This is a genomic window from Candidatus Anstonellales archaeon, assembly GCA_038869735.1.
Classification (GTDB): domain Archaea; phylum Micrarchaeota; class Micrarchaeia; order Anstonellales; family CG1-02-47-40; genus JAWCQO01.
Genome location: JAWCQO010000002.1, coordinates 28,844 through 49,530 on the forward strand (window position 1 = coordinate 28,844; position 20,687 = coordinate 49,530).

Genomic DNA, 20,687 nt, shown 5'->3' on the forward strand with positions numbered 1-20,687 from the left:
CTACTAATATCCCGAATTCCTGATATCAACTCAAGCTTTAGGAACATCCAAGTGAGTTTCCACAGTTTAGACATCGATAACATGAGCCATTTCTAACCGTCATATGTCCACATATATTGCATGCCGGGGCATCACCCATAAGTTCTGATAACTGCTTGTTTGCTTGGCCTTCATGCGAATCTCTTATCCACTCTTTAATAGTTGTCCTACCACCCGCATATTCCAATCTCTTCTCGTCGTTCGTCGTGTTCGTGCTGTCATTTTCCTTAACAACACCTCTTACAGCTTCTTTTTCACCAGAGGTATCACGAATTTCATCCACTATTTTTGGCTTTATGTGGAGAAAATCAGTCCTTCCAAGATATTCCATCCCAAGCACTCTGAATATAAAATCTGGAACAGACGTAGCAGTTTTTATATATGGATGGTCCACAACCCCATTTGGTTCAAAGCGCGTGAAAGTGAAAGAATCAACATATTTTTGAAGAGGAACTCCGTATTGGAGACCAATTGATATAGCTATTGCAAAGCAATTCATAAGGCTTCTATATGCAGCTCCTTCCTTGTGCATATCTATGAATATTTCACCCAGCCTTCCATCCGCATATTCGCCAGTTCTTAAAAATATCTTATGCCCTCCTATAGCTGACTCAAGTGTGAACCCATGCCTCTTCTTTGGAAGCGGCTCTCTTTTTCCTCGCGGGAGCGTTTCTGCTTGTAACGCTCTTTCCTCCTCCAAACTTCCCCCTATTGAAAGCGGCTGAGAACTCTTTGAACCATCGCGATAAACGGCTATAGCTTTCAATCCCATCTTCCATGACTCAACATAAATTTTTTCTATCTCCTCAACCGTCGTTTCACGAGGCATATTTATTGTTTTTGAAATTGCGCCAGAAATAAACGGCTGAACTGCCGCCATCATTCTGACGTGTCCCATGGGCTCAATAAATCTCTTGCCGTTTCCGCACCTGTTGGCACAATCAAAAATTGGTAGGTGTTCTGGCTGCAAATAAGGAGCTCCTTCCAGCGTTTCTGTACCACCAACGTAAATTTTTGCCTCTAGTATCTGCTCTGCGCTGAGCCCTCTCTTCGCAAGCTCCTTTGGATTTATGTGTGGCGTCCAGTCATCCAGACTCCCCATCCTCTTAACATATGCTGATGCATCCTTTATCTGCTCATCAGTATATCCAAGAAGGCGAAGCGCATCTGGGTTTATGTGGGGTGCATTATCAAGAGTACGGTGCCCAAGAACATAAACTCTCATCTCATCAATCTGCTTTTTGGTGTAGCCCAAATTTGCAAGGGCCTTTTCAACAGAAGTGTTTACTATCTTAAAGTATCCCCCTCCTGCAAGTTTCTTCCATTTTACAAGTGCAAAATCAGGTTCTATCCCTGTGGTATCGCAATCCATCAAAAGCCCAATAGTCCCGGTTGGCGCTATAACTGTCGCCTGTGCGTTTCTATAACCAAACTTCTCTCCCATCTCAACAGCCTTGTCCCAGCACTTCTTTGCTTCAGAAAGAAGATACTCGGCGCACTCAGAGGAATTTATCTTCCACACGTAGCTGCGGTGTTTTCTCATAATCTCAAGCATAGCCTCTCTATTCTTTTCAAATCCCTCAAAGGGGCCAAGCTTTCCAGCTATCTCTGCTGAAGTTATGTAAGCCTGGCCGGTCAGTATTGCAGTGATCGCAGCAGCCAGCGCCCTCCCCTTTTCGCTATCATATGGCACTCCACTAATCATAAGAAGAGTCCCAAGATTTGCGTAGCCTAAACCCAGAGGTCTAAATGCATGGCTGTTTTCAGCAATCTTTTTGGTGGGGTACGAGGAGAAATCAACCAATATCTCCATGGCCGTAATAACAATGCGAATCGCATACTCGAATGATTCTATGTCCAAAATCCCCCGGTCATCTGCAAACTTTGTCAGGTTCAGACTTGCAAGATTACACGAAGAATCATCCAAAAACATATATTCGCTGCAGGGATTCGACGCATTAATCCTCCCAGAATTGGGGCAGGTGTGCCAATTGTTTATTGTTGTGTCAAACTGAATACCGGGGTCAGCGCATTCCCATGCCGCCTTTGCAATCATCCTCATAAGCTCTCTTGCATCATATTCTGCTACAACCTTTCCAGTCGTTCTCTCAGTAGTTCTCCACTTAAGCCCATTTAGATAAGCGTACATAAATTCATCAGTAACCCTTACTGAGTTATTGGAGTTCTGCCCAGAAACGGTGTGATAAGCTTCTCCATTAAAGTCAGCAGAGTATCCAGCCTTTATAAGTGCCCGCACTTTTTTTTCTTCTTTCACTTTCCAGTTTATGAAATCTAAAATTTCAGGATGATCCATATCAAGACAGACCATCTTTGCAGCTCGCCGAGTAGTTCCTCCAGACTTTGTTGCACCTGCCCCTCTATCAAGCACTTCAAGAAATGACATAAGCCCCGAAGACGTGCCTCCGCCAGCGAGCTTTTCGTTTTTTGCACGAAGCTTTGAGAAATTGGTCCCAGTTCCGGACCCATACTTAAATAACCGAGCTTCATTTTTTGCAAGCTCAAAAATAGACATTAGGTCATCTTCAACGGATTGTATAAAACAAGCTGAACACTGAGGCCGTTCATAATTAGACTCAATTTGATAAGCGCATTTCTTCTCATCATTCCACGCCCAATTTCCGCCGCCCCCCTTTATTCCATATATGTGATATAACCCACAGTTAAACCATACTGGAGAGTTAAATGCTCCCTTCTGCGTTATTAGGATATGCGCAAGCTCATCCTCAAATACGTCTGCAGACTTCTTCCCATCAAAATAACCTCTCTCCTCTCCTGCGAGGCGAATGGCATGTGCAATCCTATATACCAGCTGCCTTACCGAATTTTCACTCCCGGTTTCCGGCACTCCACTTTTTCTGAAATACTTTGAAGCAGCAATGTCAACCGCAAGCTGACTCCAGCTTTTTGGAGCTATTACGTCTTCCATCTCAAAGATTGCCTTTCCGTCAGGTTCTGTAATCCGAGCGCTTCTTTTCTCATATTCAATCTCATCAAGTGGATTGACTCCCTCCTTTGTAAAATGTCTTTCAAAAACAAGACCAGAAGACCTCTGAGTTTGCACCGTTTCTTCTTTCATAAAACCCCCTCTCATCGGTGCTAAACACTATATATTGCGCATTTTAATATTTATCAACACAATATATTGTGTTTGCATATTTTATTCATGATTACTATTTAAATATCTTTTGCAAGTCGTTTAGTGTAGCTAACACCACCCACTCAACCAACATCTATATGTTGATTGGTCCTTCCAAGCATGAACAATAATCTAAAAATTTTTGCAAGGCGCCTATCTCGGAAATCCTTTATAATAAAATCAGCACCTGCTGCTTCAAGCCTTCGTCTTCCGCAAGTTGTAAGAAGCCCGATACAAATCGCCCCCGCTCGCCTAGCAGCGATAACCCCCGCTACCGAATCCTCAAATACAATACAATCCGCGGGCTCAACACCTAGTTTTTTTGCAGCTAAAAGATAGCACTCTGGAGACGGTTTGCTATGACTAACTTTATCTCTCCCAATGATATTCATCCCCCCAATATTCATATTTTCTAACATTTTTTCCACACTTTTTCCGTGGCTTCCAGAAACCACCATCACTTTTAATCCATTAACCTTTACCCACCTCAAAAAATCCTTTACTCCTGGAATTGAGGGCAACCTGTGCAAATTCAACATACTTATAAATTTCTCCGATCTTTTTCGTACCCAGTCATCGACATCTCCATCTATTCTGTGCTTCTTGAAAATCTCACGCATTATACTTGGAGAACCAATACCTGCATATCTTTTCCTCCATTCGTTTTTACTTATATGTAATCCAAAGCGTTTCAATATGTAGTTGAATGACCTCCGGTGCAAATCCTCCGAATCCGCAATGACACCATCCATATCCAGAAGAACAGCTGCAAATCGCCTTCTTAGCCGCTTACTTAAAAACTCATCTAACGCGTTTCTCTTTCCAACCCAACCAACCTCCCTTAGAATTTTCATTGCACTCTCCTTTTTAGAGAGCCCTACAAATGGGTTTTTAGCTTCACCAACTATTTTTGTATCTTCAAAGTTTCTTTTTTTACTCCCTTCCTCACGTTGTATGCAGGAGAACTCTAAAGTATGGCCGCCCCTCCCCATCCTTATTCCGACCCCTTCTCTTTTCAATAAAGATTTTGCTTTATACTTTGTTTTTCCCAATTCATAATGCCTCATTTTCGTATCATTGTAGTAATCTCTTACTAATCCACTCCTTTCACTATTATTTCTGTTGCTAACTCCTCTCTCCCCCTCTTTTTTGAAGTGCTGTTTTACCTCGCTTTTCATTTTCACTCCTGTAGTATTACTGCTCTTCTTTCCTACACAGTCAGTCGTAGTAAAGAAGCGCTTAGCCGCCACCTTAACAAATTCTGCGTTGACGGACCCGCTTCGTTTTGTTACCTCCCCCTGGAAGTAGTCATCGCCACTTCCCAAGATTACCCGTGAAACATTCTCTTTCTGCTCCACACCATTTTCATCTTTTAGCAACATATACTCACGTTCTTTTTTGATATCCCCAAAACATCCATCAACCATAGGAAGAAGATGTAAAAACGAGGACCCTATTCCATAATGCGTGTTACTTTTTTCATATTTCCATTTATTAGCCTCTGCAAATTTCCAAGCAACTACGTCATCTGCATGAAAAGGAAGGTCAGGAATGCTAGCGTGGAGCTTGTTTTTCATGAGGTATTCATTTTGAAGGGTTAGCTCGTGAGCAGAATAAGCCAACCCTTTCAAGATTATACCTTTTTCCATCGAAATTTTATGCCGAGGTATCTCATCTTCAAACCTGGCAATTTGGAGCTGACTGATTTTTATCCTTGAAGTTGAAGCTATCCCAAAAGAGAAACACACACCTGCAAGCTTTCTTCCCTCTATTACATTTGCTTTGGTTATGTCCAGTTCAGAAAGTGCGCGCTCATACATAAACGTTATTGTTGAGTCCCGGTCTACATACATCGTTTCAGCAGTCCCCCAGACCACCTCTCCCTTTCTTCTCAAAAAACCAAATCCTCCATCTAAATATATCTGCCACCCCCACCCATCTAAATTTTCTGCATAATCGCCTATTCTAACTATCCATTTCTGTCCATCAGATGCTTTCTTAAATTCGAGACCGTCTCCATATACAGCTTTTGCTATATCTCCTATATTCACTTTTCCTTTTTCACAAATAACTAATACAGTTTCGATTTGCTTAACGTTTCCGGCTTCGTCTCTTAACGCTCTTTCAAAATAAGCCCTAATTGCTCGGTGCATCCTCTCTTTTGGGCAGAGATTAACAACTCTTGCAACGGGGCTTCTATTATGTTCACGATTCTTCCTGTCGGATAACGTTGTACTAAACATTTTTTCCTCCCCCCATCATTCAATCAACCTAAAAGCACAGAGCAAGCAAAAGTCTTGAAAAGGAACAATTAAAAATAAAACTGATAAAGACCCATCCCGTTCTCAAAAGATCAACTTACGGCTCTTTGATTCTTATACTTTTTATAAGGAAATCTAAATTCAAAACCACAAAAAGTGCACCTATATGTCATTGAGTGGAATCTTGGAACAAATCCGACCCTAACACTATATCCGGGAATAAATGGCGCGTTACATCTCTTACAAAAGCGCAGTTTGTCCAATCTCTTAAACCTCACTCTATACTTTTCAGAAAGCCTTCTAGCCATTCGGATGTACTTCCTTGCCCTCTCAAGATTTTTTCTTGCTGCTTTTTCAGCAAGACCCAGAAGTATTCCGACCCTCTCCCTCACTATTTCGGCTATCTCCTGTTCTCTTCCCTTCCTCATAACTCTTCTAAACAATACTAACTATTAAAAACCAATCTCAACTTAGTGCGCACTAAAAGAAAAAGGTGGGCCAGGAGAGATTCGAACTCTCGACCTACAGCTTGCCTAGGACACCTCTGTGCTAGAACGCGCCATATAAGACTGCCGCTCTAACCAGCTGAGCTACTGGCCCACTTATATTTACTCAAAATAATTTATAAATCATACAAAGGCATAAGCAAAATCCCAACAATATTCAAAACTGCAAATCAAAACCGACTCCTATTTTAAGAATAAAGTCTACAATATGCAACATGGATCTTGGAAGAGGTCTTCGCATAGCTATTGCAAAAATAACAGGTTCTGCGATAGTGGATGAAAAAACACTAAAAGAAATGATACGAGACCTCCAACGGACTCTAATAGCAAACGACGTTGAAGTAAGGTTGGTCTTTGAACTATCGCAGCGCATTGAAAAGCGTGCTCTTGACACATCAAAATTAGCCGGGCTCTCCCATAAAGAGCATATAGTCAAAGTGGTTTATGATGAGCTTGCAAACATGCTTGGTGAGAGCTACTCCCCCCAACTTAAAAAGCAAAAAATTCTTTTACTTGGCTTATATGGAAGCGGAAAAACCACAACGGCAGCAAAACTTGCAAATTACTTTAAAAAGAGGGGGCTATCCTGTGCACTCATATGCGCAGACACTGAAAGACCAGCTGCACACGAACAACTCCAGCAACTATCTGCAAAAATCGGGGCCGTTTTCTATGGTAAAAAAGGAGAGCAAAACTCAACAAAAATAGTGACGGACGCACTTGAGATTGCAAAGGAAGACGTCTTAATACTTGACTCAGCAGGAAGAAGCGCGTTTGACGAAGAACTCGTGGCCGAACTCAAACAACTTAACGATATCTTCAAGCCAGATGAAAAATTCTTAGTCCTATCTGCTGATATTGGACAACTGGCTGGAAGGCAAGCTCGCCAGTTTAACGAAGCAATCGGACTTACGGGAGTAATAATAAGCAGACTTGACGGAAGCGGAAAGGGAGGCGGAGCCTTGTCCGCAGTCTCAAACAGCGGATCCAAAGTCGCGTTTATAGGAACTGGAGAGAAAATAGACGACTTAGAGGAATACAACTCAAAAAAATTTGTCGGAAGACTTTTAGGATTTCCAGATATTGAAACTCTCTTGGTAAAAGTAAGTAAAATTGCGCAAGAAGAGAAAATAAGTAGAGAGGCTTTAACCTCCGACAAATTTACTATACATTTGTTTTATGAGCAGCTAAAGGCTGCAAAAAAGCTTGGTCCTCTCCAAAGCGTTTTTTCACTACTTGGGGCAGTAGACATACCCAAATCCGTTATTGAGCAGTCAGAAGAGAAACTAAAAAAATACGAATCAATCATAAATTCAATGACAAAAGAAGAGCGAGAAAACGCCGGCCTGCTGAAGCAAAAAGGGCGGATAACAAGAATAGCTCGCGGCTCTGGCGTGTCCGAAAGCGACATCCGCGAATTTCTTCACCAATTCGAGCAGGTAGAAAAACTGTTTACAGATTTTAAGAAAAATCGCGGAATTAGGCGAAAAATAGAAAAACTACTACGTGGGGGTTCTATACCAAAAAATCTGGTAACGTAACTACTTCTTTGTCAATGCAAGTTCTTTTTCAATAAGCTCATTTAAAATTTCCTTTGGTATAAATCTTCTCCTTCCAATCTTCTCATAGGGTATTCGTTTTCTGTCAAGTCTCCTTTCAAAAGCGTTTCTTCTTATCTTAACCCCAGCTTCTTGGAGTTTTGCAACGGCTTCTCCTACGTCATAATAATTACTGTTAATGTGAGTAAGCCCCTCAATGGCGCTCTTGGGCACCCACCTCGTTTTCCCGATTTTTAGTGAAGGAATTCTTCCTTTCTCAATCCTCCCAATAAACGCCCTAAAGTTGATATCTTCCGTTTTTGCGACTTCGTTGAAAGCTTCTTTTACGGTATAATACTCCTTCGTTATTGAAATTAGATCCTTTATGATAGGTCGCGGAATTAACCTTCTGCTTCCAACTTTTACTGATGGTAACGTCCTTCTCTCAACCCTCCCCCCAAATGCCCGGAATGATAAGTTGATTCCCCCGGCCTTAAGCTCTTCATAAGCTTCTTGGATGGGTAGCAGCCCTATACTCCTAAGCTTCTCCCTCTCAAGCTTTTTTTGTTTATAAAGCTGATTTGCTTCTCGAACCATCTGTTCGATTGTTGCACTAAGGTTTTTCTCTACAGTCTTTCTCTTTGCTTCTATCTCTTTTATATTAAGGTTCTTTATTCTATATATAATCGGGTCAGCAATTTTCTTCTCAATAACAAGCTTCTTTCCTCGAGGCATATATTCACCCTTTCTATCCCTCTTCATATACTTTATGAGTTCATTGGTTTATATTCCTTTACCTTTTTTCCCACCTGCTTTTTTGCGGCTTTACTTTATAAACAATCTATTTAAAGAATCTTTATAATTCTTCCTATGCTCAGCACTCAGCTTATCCTTCCAAAAATGTCAAAGTAAGGTGTAAATATGCAAGACATATACGGTGCCCAATCGGTAAAACTTTGTGAATTATGCAGTAAAGTTATATCAACCAAACCAACATCCCTAACTAAGGACTGCCTTCTCTGTGGTGGAGCGTTTGACTTAATTCCTCAACTTATCTTAAATGCGACATCAAAACTAACAGGAATAGAATGGAATTCTTTTTCAACCAGTTGTAAAGTCCCTAAACAGATTCTTATAAAACAAGAGCAACTTTGGCTCATCAATGGGCTCGAATCCTCCAATCACATAAAAAATATAATAAACAGAAAAACAGCAAACGACATATCCAAACTAACAGGCAAGAAGCGGAACCAAATAAATCCCGACATTCTCTTTGTTTTTGACTTTTGTAATCGGGAGTGTAAGGCTCTAATCCAGCCAATATTTATTTTTGGTCACTATAAAAAGCATTCCCGTGAGCTTTCACAAAGCGTCTGGCATTGCAAAAAATGCTACAACAAATCACGAGGCAGCTCCATCGACTGCAAGAGATGCGGGGGAAGAGGAGTAATGTACGAATCGGTTGAGGGAATAATAAGCCAACATCTTATACCAATATTCGAATGTACCAAAACAGCATTTCATTCTTCAGGAAGAGAAGACGTCGATGTCATAATGCGCGGAGGAGGCCGTCCATTTGCAATTGAACTTCAGACTCCAAGGAAGAGAACAGCAGATTTGAAAGAAATTGAAAAGAAAATAAACAAAGACACCCGGCTCAAAGTTTCAGGTCTCTGTTTCGTCTCTCCTTACTTTGTAAAAGTGCTTTGCAACTCTCATTTTGATAAGGAATATGCCGCAGTTGTCTCTGTTGAGGGAGGAGCCACGGATGCAGACGCAAAAAAAGTTTTTTCACTATCCGGAAAGATAATTTCACAAAAGACGCCAACAAGGGTTCTCCACAGAAGGGCTGATCTTGAGCGAAAGAGAAAAATATGGGTCCTCTCTTCTTTCCGTCGAGGGAATAATCTGAATATTAGGATACGCGCGCAAGCAGGTACTTATATAAAAGAGCTTATAAGCTCCGATTCATCCCGTACCGTCCCAAGCGTATCAGAAATACTTTCTAAGAAAGCATGGATTGAAAAACTGGATGTAATAAAAATACACGACCAATTTTTAAGGGGCGTGAGGAAAAGATAATTATGGATTACACTTTTTTGCGTGTTGGCTTTGCAGTCATTGGAGTTGGGGTCTTATCATATTTTGATGTTTTTAACAACAAGAACATCCCAGAGCATCTGCTCTACCTATTCCTCATTTTGTCTTTCATACTTTTTGCTTTATCTCCACCAGAAGAACCCCTAATTTCGAGCCTTTCAATATTATTGGTTTTCGCAATAGGGTTTTTTGCTTATCGGGCAGGTCATATAGGTGGAGCCGACGTTTTGGCTCTCACATCACTCTCTCTTCTTCTTCCAGAAAATCCGCACATCTTCTCATCTTCCTCGGAATATTTCTCAATCCTTCCCTTCATCGTTCCCGTGCTTTACTATTCCGTAATACTTTTTTCAGCATATAATTTGGTAGCAAATCTACCAAAATCCATAATGGCAATCCTTGAAGGAAAAGTAAAAATAAACACTCTAAAGACCGTCTGGGCATTTTTTCTTCTTGCAGCCTTTGCCATCTTCCTCTACTTCTCATTCGGGCGCTTTCTTACAACTTATCTACTTTCCATTACAATCATGTTTATTTCAGCTGTATTCCTTGCTCTTTTCGGAGATTTTCTCCGCGCATCATCAGTAACTTATCTACCAGCAAAAAAGATAGAACAAGAGGATGTTCTTGCACTTGAATTTATGGATAAGGAACTCATAAAAAAATACAACCTCCGTCGATTGGTCGGAAAGAAAGAACTTGCGCAGTTGAGAAAGTTGCCTATAAAGAAATTTGCGGTATATACCGGCATGGTCCCCTTCCTCCCTTTTTTGTTTTTTGGTCTTATTTTTGCTCTACTTTTTGGAGATGCCTTTCTTATTCCATTCGCATAAGAACAAGGGTTCAGAAAATGATTGAAATTGATGGTTCTATTGGAGAGGGTGGCGGTCAGATATTGAGAACATCCCTCTCTCTTTCAGCCATTCTGGGAGTCCCAGTTTCAATTAAAAACATCCGCGCAAACAGACCAAAACCAGGCCTCTCATACCAACATCTTGAGGTCGCGAGGGCAATTAAAGAAATTTGCAATGGACATTGTAGCGAGGCATTTCTCGGAAGTACGTCAATATCGTTTTTTCCAGGTCAGATAAAAGGTGGGGAGTATTCCTTCAAAATAAAGACAGCTGGAAGCGCAATCCTTCTCACTCAAGCAATTCTCCCCCTCCTTTTGCATGGAGAAGAAAAAAGTCACGTTGTAATCCATGGAGGGACACACGTACCTTTTTCTCCAACAGCCGACTACTTTGCAGAAGTTTTTCTACCAGCAATAAAAAAATTTGGGGTCAGGGCATCCGTAAACATAAACCGATTTGGCTTTTATCCGAAAGGCATGGGAGAGATGACTCTTGACGTCGAGCCGCTGAAGGCTCTAAGTAGTTCTGAATTCACTTCCCCTCCCTCTCTACGGCCACACGCAGTAATAGCGACTTCCAGCTTGTTCAGCAAAATAGCCGAAGAAGAGAAGCAAGAATTAGTCAATACTTTAGAACTTCAAGACGTGGATATAAAATGCCAAAACACGGCATCATCAGGAAACGCTATCACTATCTTTGCAGAGAGTGTTGGTTCGTGTGCTGTTTTTGAAAAGGGAAAGAGCCCCTCCTCATTAGTAAAGAGAGTCTCTTCGGAATTCTTATACTCATCTAAGTTTGGATTGGATAAATATCTAACCGACCAGATTCTCTTATATTGTGCCATCGCAAAGGGCAAGTCCGTACTTCTTACACCTCCACTTACCAACCACACAAAAACAAACATCCAAATAATCTCAAAATTTATTCAAAGCGCAAAGTTTATAGTGGACAAAAAATCAAATCTACTAATAGTGAAGATATGAAATTAACGCTACTCGATCCTTCAGCAACAATGCTTACTATATTATTTGGAGTGACAATATTATATTCTGCCGGCTTGAATTATCTACTCCTGATGCTCGTTTTCTTTGTCCTCGGAATTTTGGTTACAAAATATGAACACAAGGAAAAGAAGAGACTTGGGATATATGAACATGAGCGAAGTTGGGAAAACGTTCTTGCAAATGGAACGGTCCCCGTCATCTCGGCAATCTATTCCAGCTCACTCGGTCCATCCGCATACATATGTTCTATTGCTGCAATAACTGCTGACAAATTTGCTTCTGAACTTGGCGTGCTTTCGGAGGAACCCTACTCACTTAGGACGCTAAAAAAAGTAAAGAAAGGCACCAGTGGAGCAATAAGTCCTTTTGGCACACTTATGTCATTTGATGGGGCGCTTCTAGTAGCACTATCCTCTTATCTACTTTTTCCAGGTATTAACTTTTGGAAAGTTCTTATAATTTCACTGATAGGTTTTATGGGTTCCTTCATCGATACACTTCTTGGAGTATTTGAGGAGGACGGAATAGGGACCAAATCAACAACCAATTTCATATGTTCTCTGACAGGAGCATTGATTGGATATCTCGTTTTAGGATATTAAAAGTAACAGCTTTCCAGAGAGGCAAATACTCGCTCAAATCGGCTCAAATTGGTTTTCCAGCCTCATCCAATAACAACGATGCAACTTATACAAACTCTTGTCTTCTCCTCGCCGTCTATCTCTTATTTATGGGTTTTATGCTTCTCTGAGAAAGAGGCCAGCGCGAGCACTTATCTGACGCGCTGGCAAGGCGACCAGTTCTTTCCTTTGCAAGAAAAGACGCATAAAATCTATAATCTTAATCAGCGCTCATATTTAAATTTTTTGGTTATAAACAATTTCAGCCGTCCTTCGTCATCTACCAAAATTTCGTGGTGTTCATGGATGAGCATGAATTAAAAGAGAGAATAAACGTACTCCTTAAAGAGAAAGCCACTCTAAGTCGCATTATAAAAAAAATTACACATAAAATTTCAGAGCAGACTCAGCTGTCTGCCCAACTCAAAAAACTTTTTGAGGGAAAGGAAAATATTCCACCAACAAAGCACCTCTACCGAATTCGCAATCAAATAGAATTCAAAATCTCAACCGAAGCATATACTCCTAAAATTGAACGTGCGCTGATATCTGAACTAAATGCAGTAGACCGCGCTATTTCAGAGTCAAAAAGAATCGAATGGATAAAAAGAAAGCACAATCAACTTCTTCATAACATTGAAGATGCAATAAAGAAAAAAAGAGCTGCAGAAGATAAGCTCTCATCAATAAAAGAGGAAATACATAGCTTAATCCTACAGCTTCAAAAAAGCCGAAGTAAAATAAGTAAAAATAAAACCACACAGAGAGATTCAAAAGGCAAGCGTGCAAAATTTCCCCCCCATCAAGAATTTAGTGTCTCCCTTGGAGACATCTGTGTAATCGAACATAAATCAGAATTTCCAACTGCTCAAACCAAAACATCCGACATATCCTAAGTGCGCAAGAAGAGTTGAAAAAGAGTTGAAAATATGGTAGTACAAAATGTAGCAGAAAAAAGCGATATTCTCCCAGTTATAAGAAAAGCAACCGCCGCGCTTCTTTCCATGCTTATATTTTTAGAGCTTCCCGTTATCCTTGTTTTTTTCTGCACAAAAGAAGTTTTGCTTGATGAAAACTTTTATCTAAAGGAGCTCTCTACCAGAAATATCTATAGTCTCTCAAAGGAATGGGTATCCGGCGTAGCACCAACCCCTTACAACTATCTTGTCTCTTCACTTACACCTACTTATCTTGAATCCCAATCCAAAATCCTCCTTAGAAATTTCTTTTCATATCTTAAAAAAGAGAAAAACAGTCTTGAACTCATAATAGAGCTTCCAACTCCCAACTCATTTGACGTAGATCGATTTGGAGATGGTATCAAAACCCAAATCCCCCCAGGACTCGTTCCAGATAAAATAAACCTTTCAGATATTTTATTCTCCGACTACCAAACCAGAACTGCTTTAGAGCAAGTCCGGTCTAATATAGAAATACTAAATCTCTCAATCTTCATAGGAGGCGGATTTATTTTTGTCCAAACTATCCTTATTACTCTCCTAGAATTTGACTTCAAGAAAGCAGCAAGAAAAGTTGGGATTGCTCTAACCGCATCGTCAGCTTCAACGACTTTTCTATCTCTAATCATGTACTTCCTTTTTCCGCAGGTGATCTACGGTTTGTTTCCGGAACAGTACACCAACATACCTCTCTATTCTTCTCTAATCCTCATAGCCGGAGACATAATAGCAGAAATCTCTTCTCGCATCTTTCTTATCTCACTCTTCATCCTCCTACTTTCTGCAGCCCTTCTTGCTCTAAGCAGAAAGGCAGAAAACCAACCTGAAGCTCAAAAGAAAATGTTAAGAACATAAGACGCGGATTGAATTCCGATGCAAATAGAAAACAAGAAAACTATACCTAACTCTGAACACAGCCAAAACAAAAAAGCCAGCGCAATATTAATTGAAGTTGATTACGTGGTTAAGGAAGGGGCACCAATAGTCCGCCTGCTTCTCAAAGGAAGAAGATTTTTTCGCTTATATGACCCTAACTTTGAGCCCTACTTTTACCTAGACGCTCCGCAGTCAGAAATACCTGAAATAATGAAACTACACGTACAATCACAGGGGCTTGAAGCAAGAGTTGTGAGGGTCGAAGAATGTAAGGTCAACCTGTACGGAAAAGAAAAACGTCTTTTGAAGGTATTTTGCAATCTTCCACGGGCAGTTCCTATCCTGCGCGAGCGACTTAAATCCTACCCATCATATGAATACAACATACCCTATGCGAAAAGATATCTTATAGATAAAGGGTTGTCTTATTTCGCTCGTATCTATTACCTACGAAAGAAAAATGAAATTGTCAAAATCATAAAATCTAAAGATGACGAAGGATTCAAACTAAACACGCTTGCGTTTGATATTGAAACCTATAATCCACAAGGAAACCCCCGACCAAAAAATGACCCTATCATAATGATTAGCTACGCCACGCGCAATAAAGCTCGTGTACTTACTTTCAAGAAAATCGACTCTGATTTTGTTGAAGTAAAAAAATCAGAAGAGGAAGTAATCTCCTCTTTTTGCAAAATTTTAGACCAAGAGGATATCGAACTTCTCGTAGGCTACAACTCCTCTGTGTTTGACATCCCCTACCTAGCCGAGCGTTCAAGGGAGCTTGGCATTGAACTTGCACTTGGCAGAGATAAATCTTCCTATAAAAGGCGCGTCTTTGGAATGCGCACGCTTGCAAAAATAAGCGGTAGAATTCACCTTGACCTTTATCATATAATACGCTTCATGGGCATCATAGGCGCTCTCAGGCTACCTAAATATTCGCTTGAGGACGCATATCGCGAAATCACAGGAAGAGAAAGCCGGACAAAAAGCCTTGTTAAGAAACTTGACATCTACCGTCTCTGGGACGGGAGTGAAAAGGACAGAGAACTTCTAGCCGAATACTCAAAGAACGATGCATTGGAAACCCTTGAACTAGCTGAAAAACTTCTTCCTATGCAAATAGAAATGAGCAAGATAACCAAACTTTCTCTTTTTGAAGTTGTAAGCTCCACTGCCGGTCAGCTTGTTGAGTCTCTCCTTATGTACCGGTCAGCTAAGCATAACGCAATAATTCCCGATAAACCAAGTCAGGAATCAGCAAAAAAGAGAGAGCAAAATCCGATTCAGGGTGCATTTGTAAAGATTCCAACGCCAGGGATATATGAGAATATCGCAGTTTTTGATTTTCGCGGCCTCTACCCTTCAATCATCTGCTCCCACAACATAGACCCATTTACTCTTCTTCCTCCCCACTCGTCTGAAGATGCATACATGTCCCCTCTTGGACACAAATTCTCAAAGAAGAAAAAGGGACTAATCCCGCAAGTGCTCGAAGAAATAATAAATATGCGGGTAGAAATTAAACAAAAGCTTAAATCCCTCCGCCCAAACACAGATAGCTACCATTACCTATTTGCAAAATCACAAGCACTAAAAATACTTGCTAACTCCTACTATGGTTATCTTGCATATGCCAAAAGTCGTTGGTATTCACGAGAGTGTGCAGAGTCAGTAACAGCGTGGGGCAGACAGTACATCCAAGAAACCATAAAAAAGGCACAAGATGCCGGCTTTGATGTCCTTTATGGCGACACAGATTCCATATTCCTGCTTCTTGGAAAAAAATCCAAAAAGGACGCCCTCGAGTTCATGGACAAAATAAATAAATCACTACCCGGCAATATGGAGCTTGAACTTGAAGGTTTTTTTCCACGCGGTTTGTTCGTAACAAAAAAAGTTTCAAAAGACGCCAGGGGCGCAAAGAAGAAATACGCCCTCATAGACGAACAGGGCAGAATCAAAATACGCGGCTTTGAACTAGTAAGGCGTGACTGGTCAAAAATAGCAAAGGATACTCAAAAGGCCGTGCTCTCAGCAATTTTGATGGATGGAAGCAAAGAAAAAGCTGTCAAGATAGTTAGGGACACCATAGATCGCCTTTACCAGGGAAAAGTGCCGATAGAGGAACTAATAATATTTACTCAGCTACAAAAAGACCCCGCCAGCTACGAGGTAATCTCTCCTGAACTTGCCGCCGCACGAAAGGCAATCGAGCAAGGAATAAAGCTTGAAAAGGGCAGCGTAATCGGATATGTAATAACAAAACACGGCTCCTCAATTTCAGATAAGGCAAAGCTTGCAGAATTTGCAAGAGATTACGACGCCAATTATTACATAACGCGCCAGATTCTTCCGGCAGTTATGAAAATACTTGCAGAGCTTGGATATACTGATGACGATTTAAAGTTTAAAGGAAATCAGAGCTCACTAACAGGCTTTCTGTCTTAGCTTATCCAAAAGAAATTGGCAGTGGCAGGACATAGCCTGCCTTCAGTTTCGAAACCCTATCTTTAGGATTTCTAAGGCAACATCTGACTTGCGCAGCCGAAAATTGGCTTTGCACTCCATGCACCACACGAGCCGTTTCATCTCGTCTTGCAAGTCTCGCTTTCCCTCATCCTCATCCTTGCAAAACGGTTATTCGTTTCTGTTCCCGCTCCTACCTTAAGTAGGGGTGCACTATAAATTGGAGTGGGCAGAACTTCCTCACTTCCTTGTCCGTTAGGACTCGGCAGCGTTAGTTGCCCGCCTGCCACTGCGAAGGAATTATCTTCTTTGTTATATAAAAATATGCGCCCCTATGGAGATTCGAACTCCAATCACCGGCTCCGGAGGCCGGCATTCTCTCCGTTGAACTATAGGGGCATGTGAAAAATGGCACTAAGAATGAAACAGACACTCCCTAAAAAGTCTATTCCATAATCCCAAATGTTCTTTTTCTTGAGAAAAGCTCCGTCAATATTTCATAAGCTCGTGCCGAGTCCTTTGTTTTTAGAACAAGAATAAATTCAGTGTAAGTTGAAATGGTTTCCTTTATGCTTATCCCGTGCCAAGCAAGGGCACGCGTAATAAGTGAAAAAAACCCAACAGAATCCACGAGCGATTTCGGAAACCTTATAGAGAGAAAGGAAAGTCCGCTTGCCTTTGAAAGAAGTCTTTCGCCTCTCATTCTCTCTTCAATTAAGTGAGCGTATTTCTCAGCAGAAACAATTGATATTTCATAATTTCCATAGCTTATATTAAGAACGTCACCACTTTCAGTGTCAACTATCTCAAAAAGAGAATTTGCCTTTTTTACTGCTCTAGGGTCTTTTCTGTAATTGAACTCACATAAGCTTCCTTTGACAGTTATTTCACACCCAGAAAAATCTATAATATTAGCTTTTTTCCCTTCGCGCCTCCTTTTGACCCTTCTCAGAGCCATCATAATTGCAGGAATCGATGCCTCTCCACCGACCTCTCTCTCCACTCTCTTTTGAAGATAGTAAGCAAGCTTGGTGTAGTTAATCAATCCCTTATCCAGCGCATCATCTATAAATGGTTCTTCCTCAATAATTTTCTTTACAACGATTGGCACTCTGGACATCAACTTCACCTAACAAAACCTATTATTTTTGTTATTTTTTAAACATTACGTTTAATTACTAAAACATAGAAATTCATACATGAAAGCTTTAATCTTAGACTCAACTCTCCGCGAGGGAATACAAGCACCGGGAATTTCTTTTACTCCGGAGCAGGCACTTAGGCTTGCGTCTGAACTTGACACGTTAGGTGTGGATTTTATAGAATTAGCACCTCTTGTCTCACAAAACACGAGAGAAATGTCCAAAAGAATCATAGATTCAAAACCCAGAGCAAAAATCATCCTACACGCAAGGGCCACTAAGCAGGATATAGACGCTCTTCTTTCATTAGACCCTGAATGGATAGCTACTTACATGTCTGTTTCTGATATCCATCTTGAAAAAAAGCTCAAGATCAACAGGGAAACTGCTAAGCAAAGAGCAGTTGAGGCTATAGAATATGCAAAATCCCATGGACTCCATGTTAGGTTTACCTGTGAAGATGCAACAAGGGCAGATAAAAGCTACCTTATAGAGATGGTGAACCAAGCCGAGAACCTTGGAACAGAAAGAGTAGCTATACCAGATACAGTGGGAATAGCAACTCCGCGTTCTTTCTATAACCTAATAAGAGATTTATCTTGTGCGGCCCCTAAAATAGAATTTGATGTCCATTGCCACAACGATTTTGGACTTGCACTTGCAAATTCCATTGCAGGATTAGAAGCCGGAGCATCTTGTGTCCATGCGACCATAAATGGAATAGGTGAAAGGGCCGGTATCACAAAACTTGCTGAAATTGCTATGGTTCTAAACGTTATCAATAAAGAGAGAGAAGACTTGAAGATAGAGCGACTTCCTGTGCTCTCTTCTCTTCTCTCCGACTTTACACACATTCAATGTGACCCCTTTACTCCAATAGTAGGAGAAAACGTATTTCGCCACAAAGGCGGCACGCATATACTTGGAGTTTTGAACTCAAACGGAGTTGCATATGAACCCTTTTCTCCCACTTCGCTAAACAGAAAACGCAAGATAGTGGTTGGCGAATTCTCAGGCAGAACTTTGTTGCGTTATCTTTCCAGTGAACTTGGCCTTGGACTTACAGAGCAACAAATAGAAAAAACAATATCTCGCTTGAAAGAGAAAGAGGGAGACCTATTCGAGTTTGAGTTTTAGGGTTTTAATATGGAAAACAAAATTAGTGTATTTATAGGCGTAGTGTCAGAAGAAAAGGTAAAAACAATCGAAGTTGTAAAGAAGCTCCTCGAGATTCCCGGCGTCCAGAAAATATGGGAACTGACCGGCTCTTTTGATTTGCTTGTCTTTGCGACTTCTACCTCCATCTCTGATCTAAATTCAGTGGTAGAATCTATTCGCGCATGCCCAGGAATAAAAAGCGAGACTACATTCCTCATTCTTGATTCGCATTCCAGGTAGTTTCAAATGAGTGGAGAAACGCTTACTCAAAAAATCCTTTCAAAAAAAGCCGGAAGAAAACTTTCGGAAGGAGAGTTGGCAGTAGTAACTTTCGATTATCTGCTTACTCATGACACTACTTCTACATGGGCAATAGACGCTTTTGAGTCATTTTCTGACAAAGTGTTTGACCCGTCAAAGATTTTTATATTCTTTGACCATGCATATCCTGCCCCAAATACTCAGGTTGCTGCCATGCACTCAAAAATCATGGCGTTTGCAAAAAAGCACTCTATCCCTGTCTTTGCGCAGGGCGTTTGTCATCAAGTTATGGCTGAATTTTTTACATACCCAAACACATTTCTCGTAGGTGCCGACAGCCACACTCCAACAGGGGGTGGCCTCGGCTGCCTTGCTGTTGGTTTCGGTTCAACAGATGCCGCAGTGGCAATGGCAACAGGAAAAATATGGGTTCGCGTACCACAAACTCTTCTTATTAATCTTGAAGGAGAGCTTTTAGCTGGTTCATATCCCAAAGACGTTATCCTCACAATAGCAAAGGAGCTATCAAGCGAAGGAGCAAACTACAAAGTCGTTGAATTTGGCGGTAGTTCAATAAGCAATTTTGATGTTCCATCGCGCCTTACGCTATGCAATATGTGCGCTGAGATAGGTGCAAAAAGCGCCATCGTCCCTGCAGACAAACAAACAGAAGCCTATTTGCGTTCCCAGAAGCGCTTTAAGCCTTTTTTACACATGAGATCAGACAAAGATGCGGATTTTTCAGACACACTGACTTTTGATATCTCAAAAGTAGAGCCAACAGTTGCGTGCCCTCCAGATATAAACTTTGGTGTTCCGGTAGGTGAGGTAGAAGGCACACCAATAACACAGGTCTTCATCGGCTCATGTACAAATTGCAGAATTGAAGACCTTGAAGTAGCTTATAAGATACTAAAAGGACAAAAGATACACAAAGAGCTAAAACTCATAATAACCCCATCAAGCCGTTATGTTCTTGAGGAAGCTTCCAGAAGAGGATATCTCAACGAGTTTTTGAGGATAGGTGCAACAATAACTCCTCCAGGTTGCGGTTCATGTCTTGGAAGGCATATGGGCGTACTATCCGACAACGACGTATGTTTGAGCACCAGCAATAGAAACTTCACAGGCAGAATGGGATCTCCAAAGGCAAAAATATACCTTTCCTCACCGGCAACCGCAGCAGCAAGCGCAATTGAAGGAAAGATAGCTGACCCAAGAAAATATCTGTCATAGGTGATAAATATTTCAAGAGCCTGGAAATTCGACGACAACATAAACACAGATTTGATTACTCCAGGTAGATACAATCTCGTATCAACTCGCTCGGAGCTTGGAAAAATAGCATTTATTGAATACAGGCCCGAATTTTCAGCACAAGTAAAAAAAGGGGATTTCATAGTTGCGGGACGAAACTTTGGCTGCGGCTCATCTCGCGAAAGCGCAGTCTATGCCATCATCGAATCCGGAATTCAAGCCGTGATTGCTAAATCCTATGCACGAATATTTTACCGCAACGCAATAAACAATGGACTTCTTTTAATTATTGGAACTTCAACTTTCATAGACTCAACGAAAGACGGCGACGAACTTATCTTAGACGGCAAAAAACTAAGAAACTTGACAAGACACACCGAATTAGAAATTACTATCCCACCTCTAATGGAAAAAATACGAAAATATGGAGGTATAATTGAGTTCTTAAAGAAGAACAAAATTGATGATTTGGAGCGAGACTAA

At 41.0% G+C, this 20,687-nt stretch carries 17 protein-coding genes and 2 tRNA genes; 12 read left to right on the top strand and 7 right to left on the bottom strand.

Annotation, left to right across the window (positions count from 1 at the left end):
• Positions 1 to 37 precede the first annotated feature (37 nt).
• The 4 genes from QXF67_01050 to QXF67_01065 all read right to left on the bottom strand — a co-directional run bounded on the left by QXF67_01050 (position 38) and on the right by QXF67_01065 (position 6,057).
• Complete coding sequence (locus QXF67_01050) at positions 38 to 3,136, bottom strand: vitamin B12-dependent ribonucleotide reductase (protein MEM3060105.1); 3,099 nt, start codon at positions 3,134 to 3,136, stop codon at positions 38 to 40.
• A 143-nt stretch (positions 3,137 to 3,279) separates the two neighbouring features.
• Entirely contained in the window at positions 3,280 to 5,439 is a 2,160-nt protein-coding gene (locus QXF67_01055) for an HAD family phosphatase (GenBank protein ID MEM3060106.1), read from the bottom strand.
• Positions 5,440 to 5,549: 110 nt separating this feature from the next.
• Positions 5,550 to 5,885, bottom strand: coding sequence for a hypothetical protein (locus tag QXF67_01060; protein ID MEM3060107.1), 336 nt, complete (start codon positions 5,883 to 5,885; stop codon positions 5,550 to 5,552).
• Between the two features lie 66 nt (positions 5,886 to 5,951).
• Positions 5,952 to 6,057: transfer RNA gene (locus QXF67_01065), tRNA-Ile, on the bottom strand.
• Between the two features lie 121 nt (positions 6,058 to 6,178).
• Here QXF67_01065 and QXF67_01070 point away from each other — a divergent pair.
• On the top strand, positions 6,179 to 7,504 hold the full coding sequence (locus tag QXF67_01070) for a signal recognition particle receptor subunit alpha (protein ID MEM3060108.1): 1,326 nt from the start codon (positions 6,179 to 6,181) through the stop codon (positions 7,502 to 7,504).
• Here the strand turns inward: QXF67_01070 and QXF67_01075 are convergent, their stop codons facing one another.
• Positions 7,505 to 8,236 (bottom strand): hypothetical protein, encoded by a 732-nt coding sequence (locus tag QXF67_01075; GenBank protein MEM3060109.1) that lies wholly within the window; start codon positions 8,234 to 8,236, stop codon positions 7,505 to 7,507.
• A 186-nt stretch (positions 8,237 to 8,422) separates the two neighbouring features.
• Here QXF67_01075 and QXF67_01080 point away from each other — a divergent pair, with 186 nt between their 5' ends.
• From QXF67_01080 to QXF67_01110, 7 genes are all read left to right on the top strand, one after another.
• Positions 8,423 to 9,583, top strand: coding sequence for a tRNA pseudouridine(54/55) synthase Pus10 (locus tag QXF67_01080; protein MEM3060110.1), 1,161 nt, complete (start codon positions 8,423 to 8,425; stop codon positions 9,581 to 9,583).
• 2 nt (positions 9,584 to 9,585) lie between these two features.
• Positions 9,586 to 10,434: a hypothetical protein gene (locus tag QXF67_01085; protein ID MEM3060111.1), complete on the top strand. Its 849-nt coding sequence runs from the start codon at positions 9,586 to 9,588 to the stop codon at positions 10,432 to 10,434.
• 17 nt (positions 10,435 to 10,451) lie between these two features.
• A complete protein-coding gene (rtcA, locus tag QXF67_01090) occupies positions 10,452 to 11,438 on the top strand; it encodes an RNA 3'-terminal phosphate cyclase (GenBank protein MEM3060112.1) in 987 nt (328 codons plus the stop codon).
• A complete protein-coding gene (locus QXF67_01095) occupies positions 11,435 to 12,061 on the top strand; it encodes a DUF92 domain-containing protein (protein MEM3060113.1) in 627 nt (208 codons plus the stop codon). The genes rtcA and QXF67_01095 overlap by 4 nt, the downstream gene beginning before the upstream one ends.
• 320 nt (positions 12,062 to 12,381) lie before the next feature.
• Positions 12,382 to 12,975: a hypothetical protein gene (locus QXF67_01100; protein MEM3060114.1), complete on the top strand. Its 594-nt coding sequence runs from the start codon at positions 12,382 to 12,384 to the stop codon at positions 12,973 to 12,975.
• Positions 12,976 to 13,008: 33 nt separating this feature from the next.
• The gene (locus QXF67_01105) at positions 13,009 to 13,893 is read left to right on the top strand and encodes a hypothetical protein (GenBank protein ID MEM3060115.1); all 885 of its coding nucleotides are present in this window, start codon (positions 13,009 to 13,011) and stop codon (positions 13,891 to 13,893) included.
• Between the two features lie 18 nt (positions 13,894 to 13,911).
• A complete protein-coding gene (locus QXF67_01110) occupies positions 13,912 to 16,368 on the top strand; it encodes a DNA-directed DNA polymerase (protein MEM3060116.1) in 2,457 nt (818 codons plus the stop codon).
• A gap of 345 nt (positions 16,369 to 16,713) precedes the next feature.
• On the opposite strand, the gene QXF67_01115 is transcribed toward QXF67_01110, so the two are convergent.
• Positions 16,714 to 16,785 (bottom strand) — tRNA-Arg (locus QXF67_01115).
• A 46-nt stretch (positions 16,786 to 16,831) separates the two neighbouring features.
• Entirely contained in the window at positions 16,832 to 17,506 is a 675-nt protein-coding gene (locus tag QXF67_01120) for a hypothetical protein (protein ID MEM3060117.1), read from the bottom strand.
• Between the two features lie 79 nt (positions 17,507 to 17,585).
• Between QXF67_01120 and QXF67_01125 the strand changes: the two genes are divergently transcribed.
• From QXF67_01125 to QXF67_01140, 4 genes are read left to right on the top strand one after another with little or no spacing between them, the layout of a single operon-like run.
• Positions 17,586 to 18,665: a hypothetical protein gene (locus tag QXF67_01125; GenBank protein ID MEM3060118.1), complete on the top strand. Its 1,080-nt coding sequence runs from the start codon at positions 17,586 to 17,588 to the stop codon at positions 18,663 to 18,665.
• Positions 18,666 to 18,674: 9 nt separating this feature from the next.
• The gene (locus tag QXF67_01130; GenBank protein MEM3060119.1) at positions 18,675 to 18,926 is read left to right on the top strand and encodes an Lrp/AsnC ligand binding domain-containing protein; all 252 of its coding nucleotides are present in this window, start codon (positions 18,675 to 18,677) and stop codon (positions 18,924 to 18,926) included.
• 6 nt (positions 18,927 to 18,932) lie between these two features.
• Complete coding sequence (locus QXF67_01135; protein MEM3060120.1) at positions 18,933 to 20,183, top strand: 3-isopropylmalate dehydratase/homoaconitate hydratase family large subunit; 1,251 nt, start codon at positions 18,933 to 18,935, stop codon at positions 20,181 to 20,183.
• Complete coding sequence (locus QXF67_01140; protein ID MEM3060121.1) at positions 20,184 to 20,687, top strand: 3-isopropylmalate dehydratase; 504 nt, start codon at positions 20,184 to 20,186, stop codon at positions 20,685 to 20,687.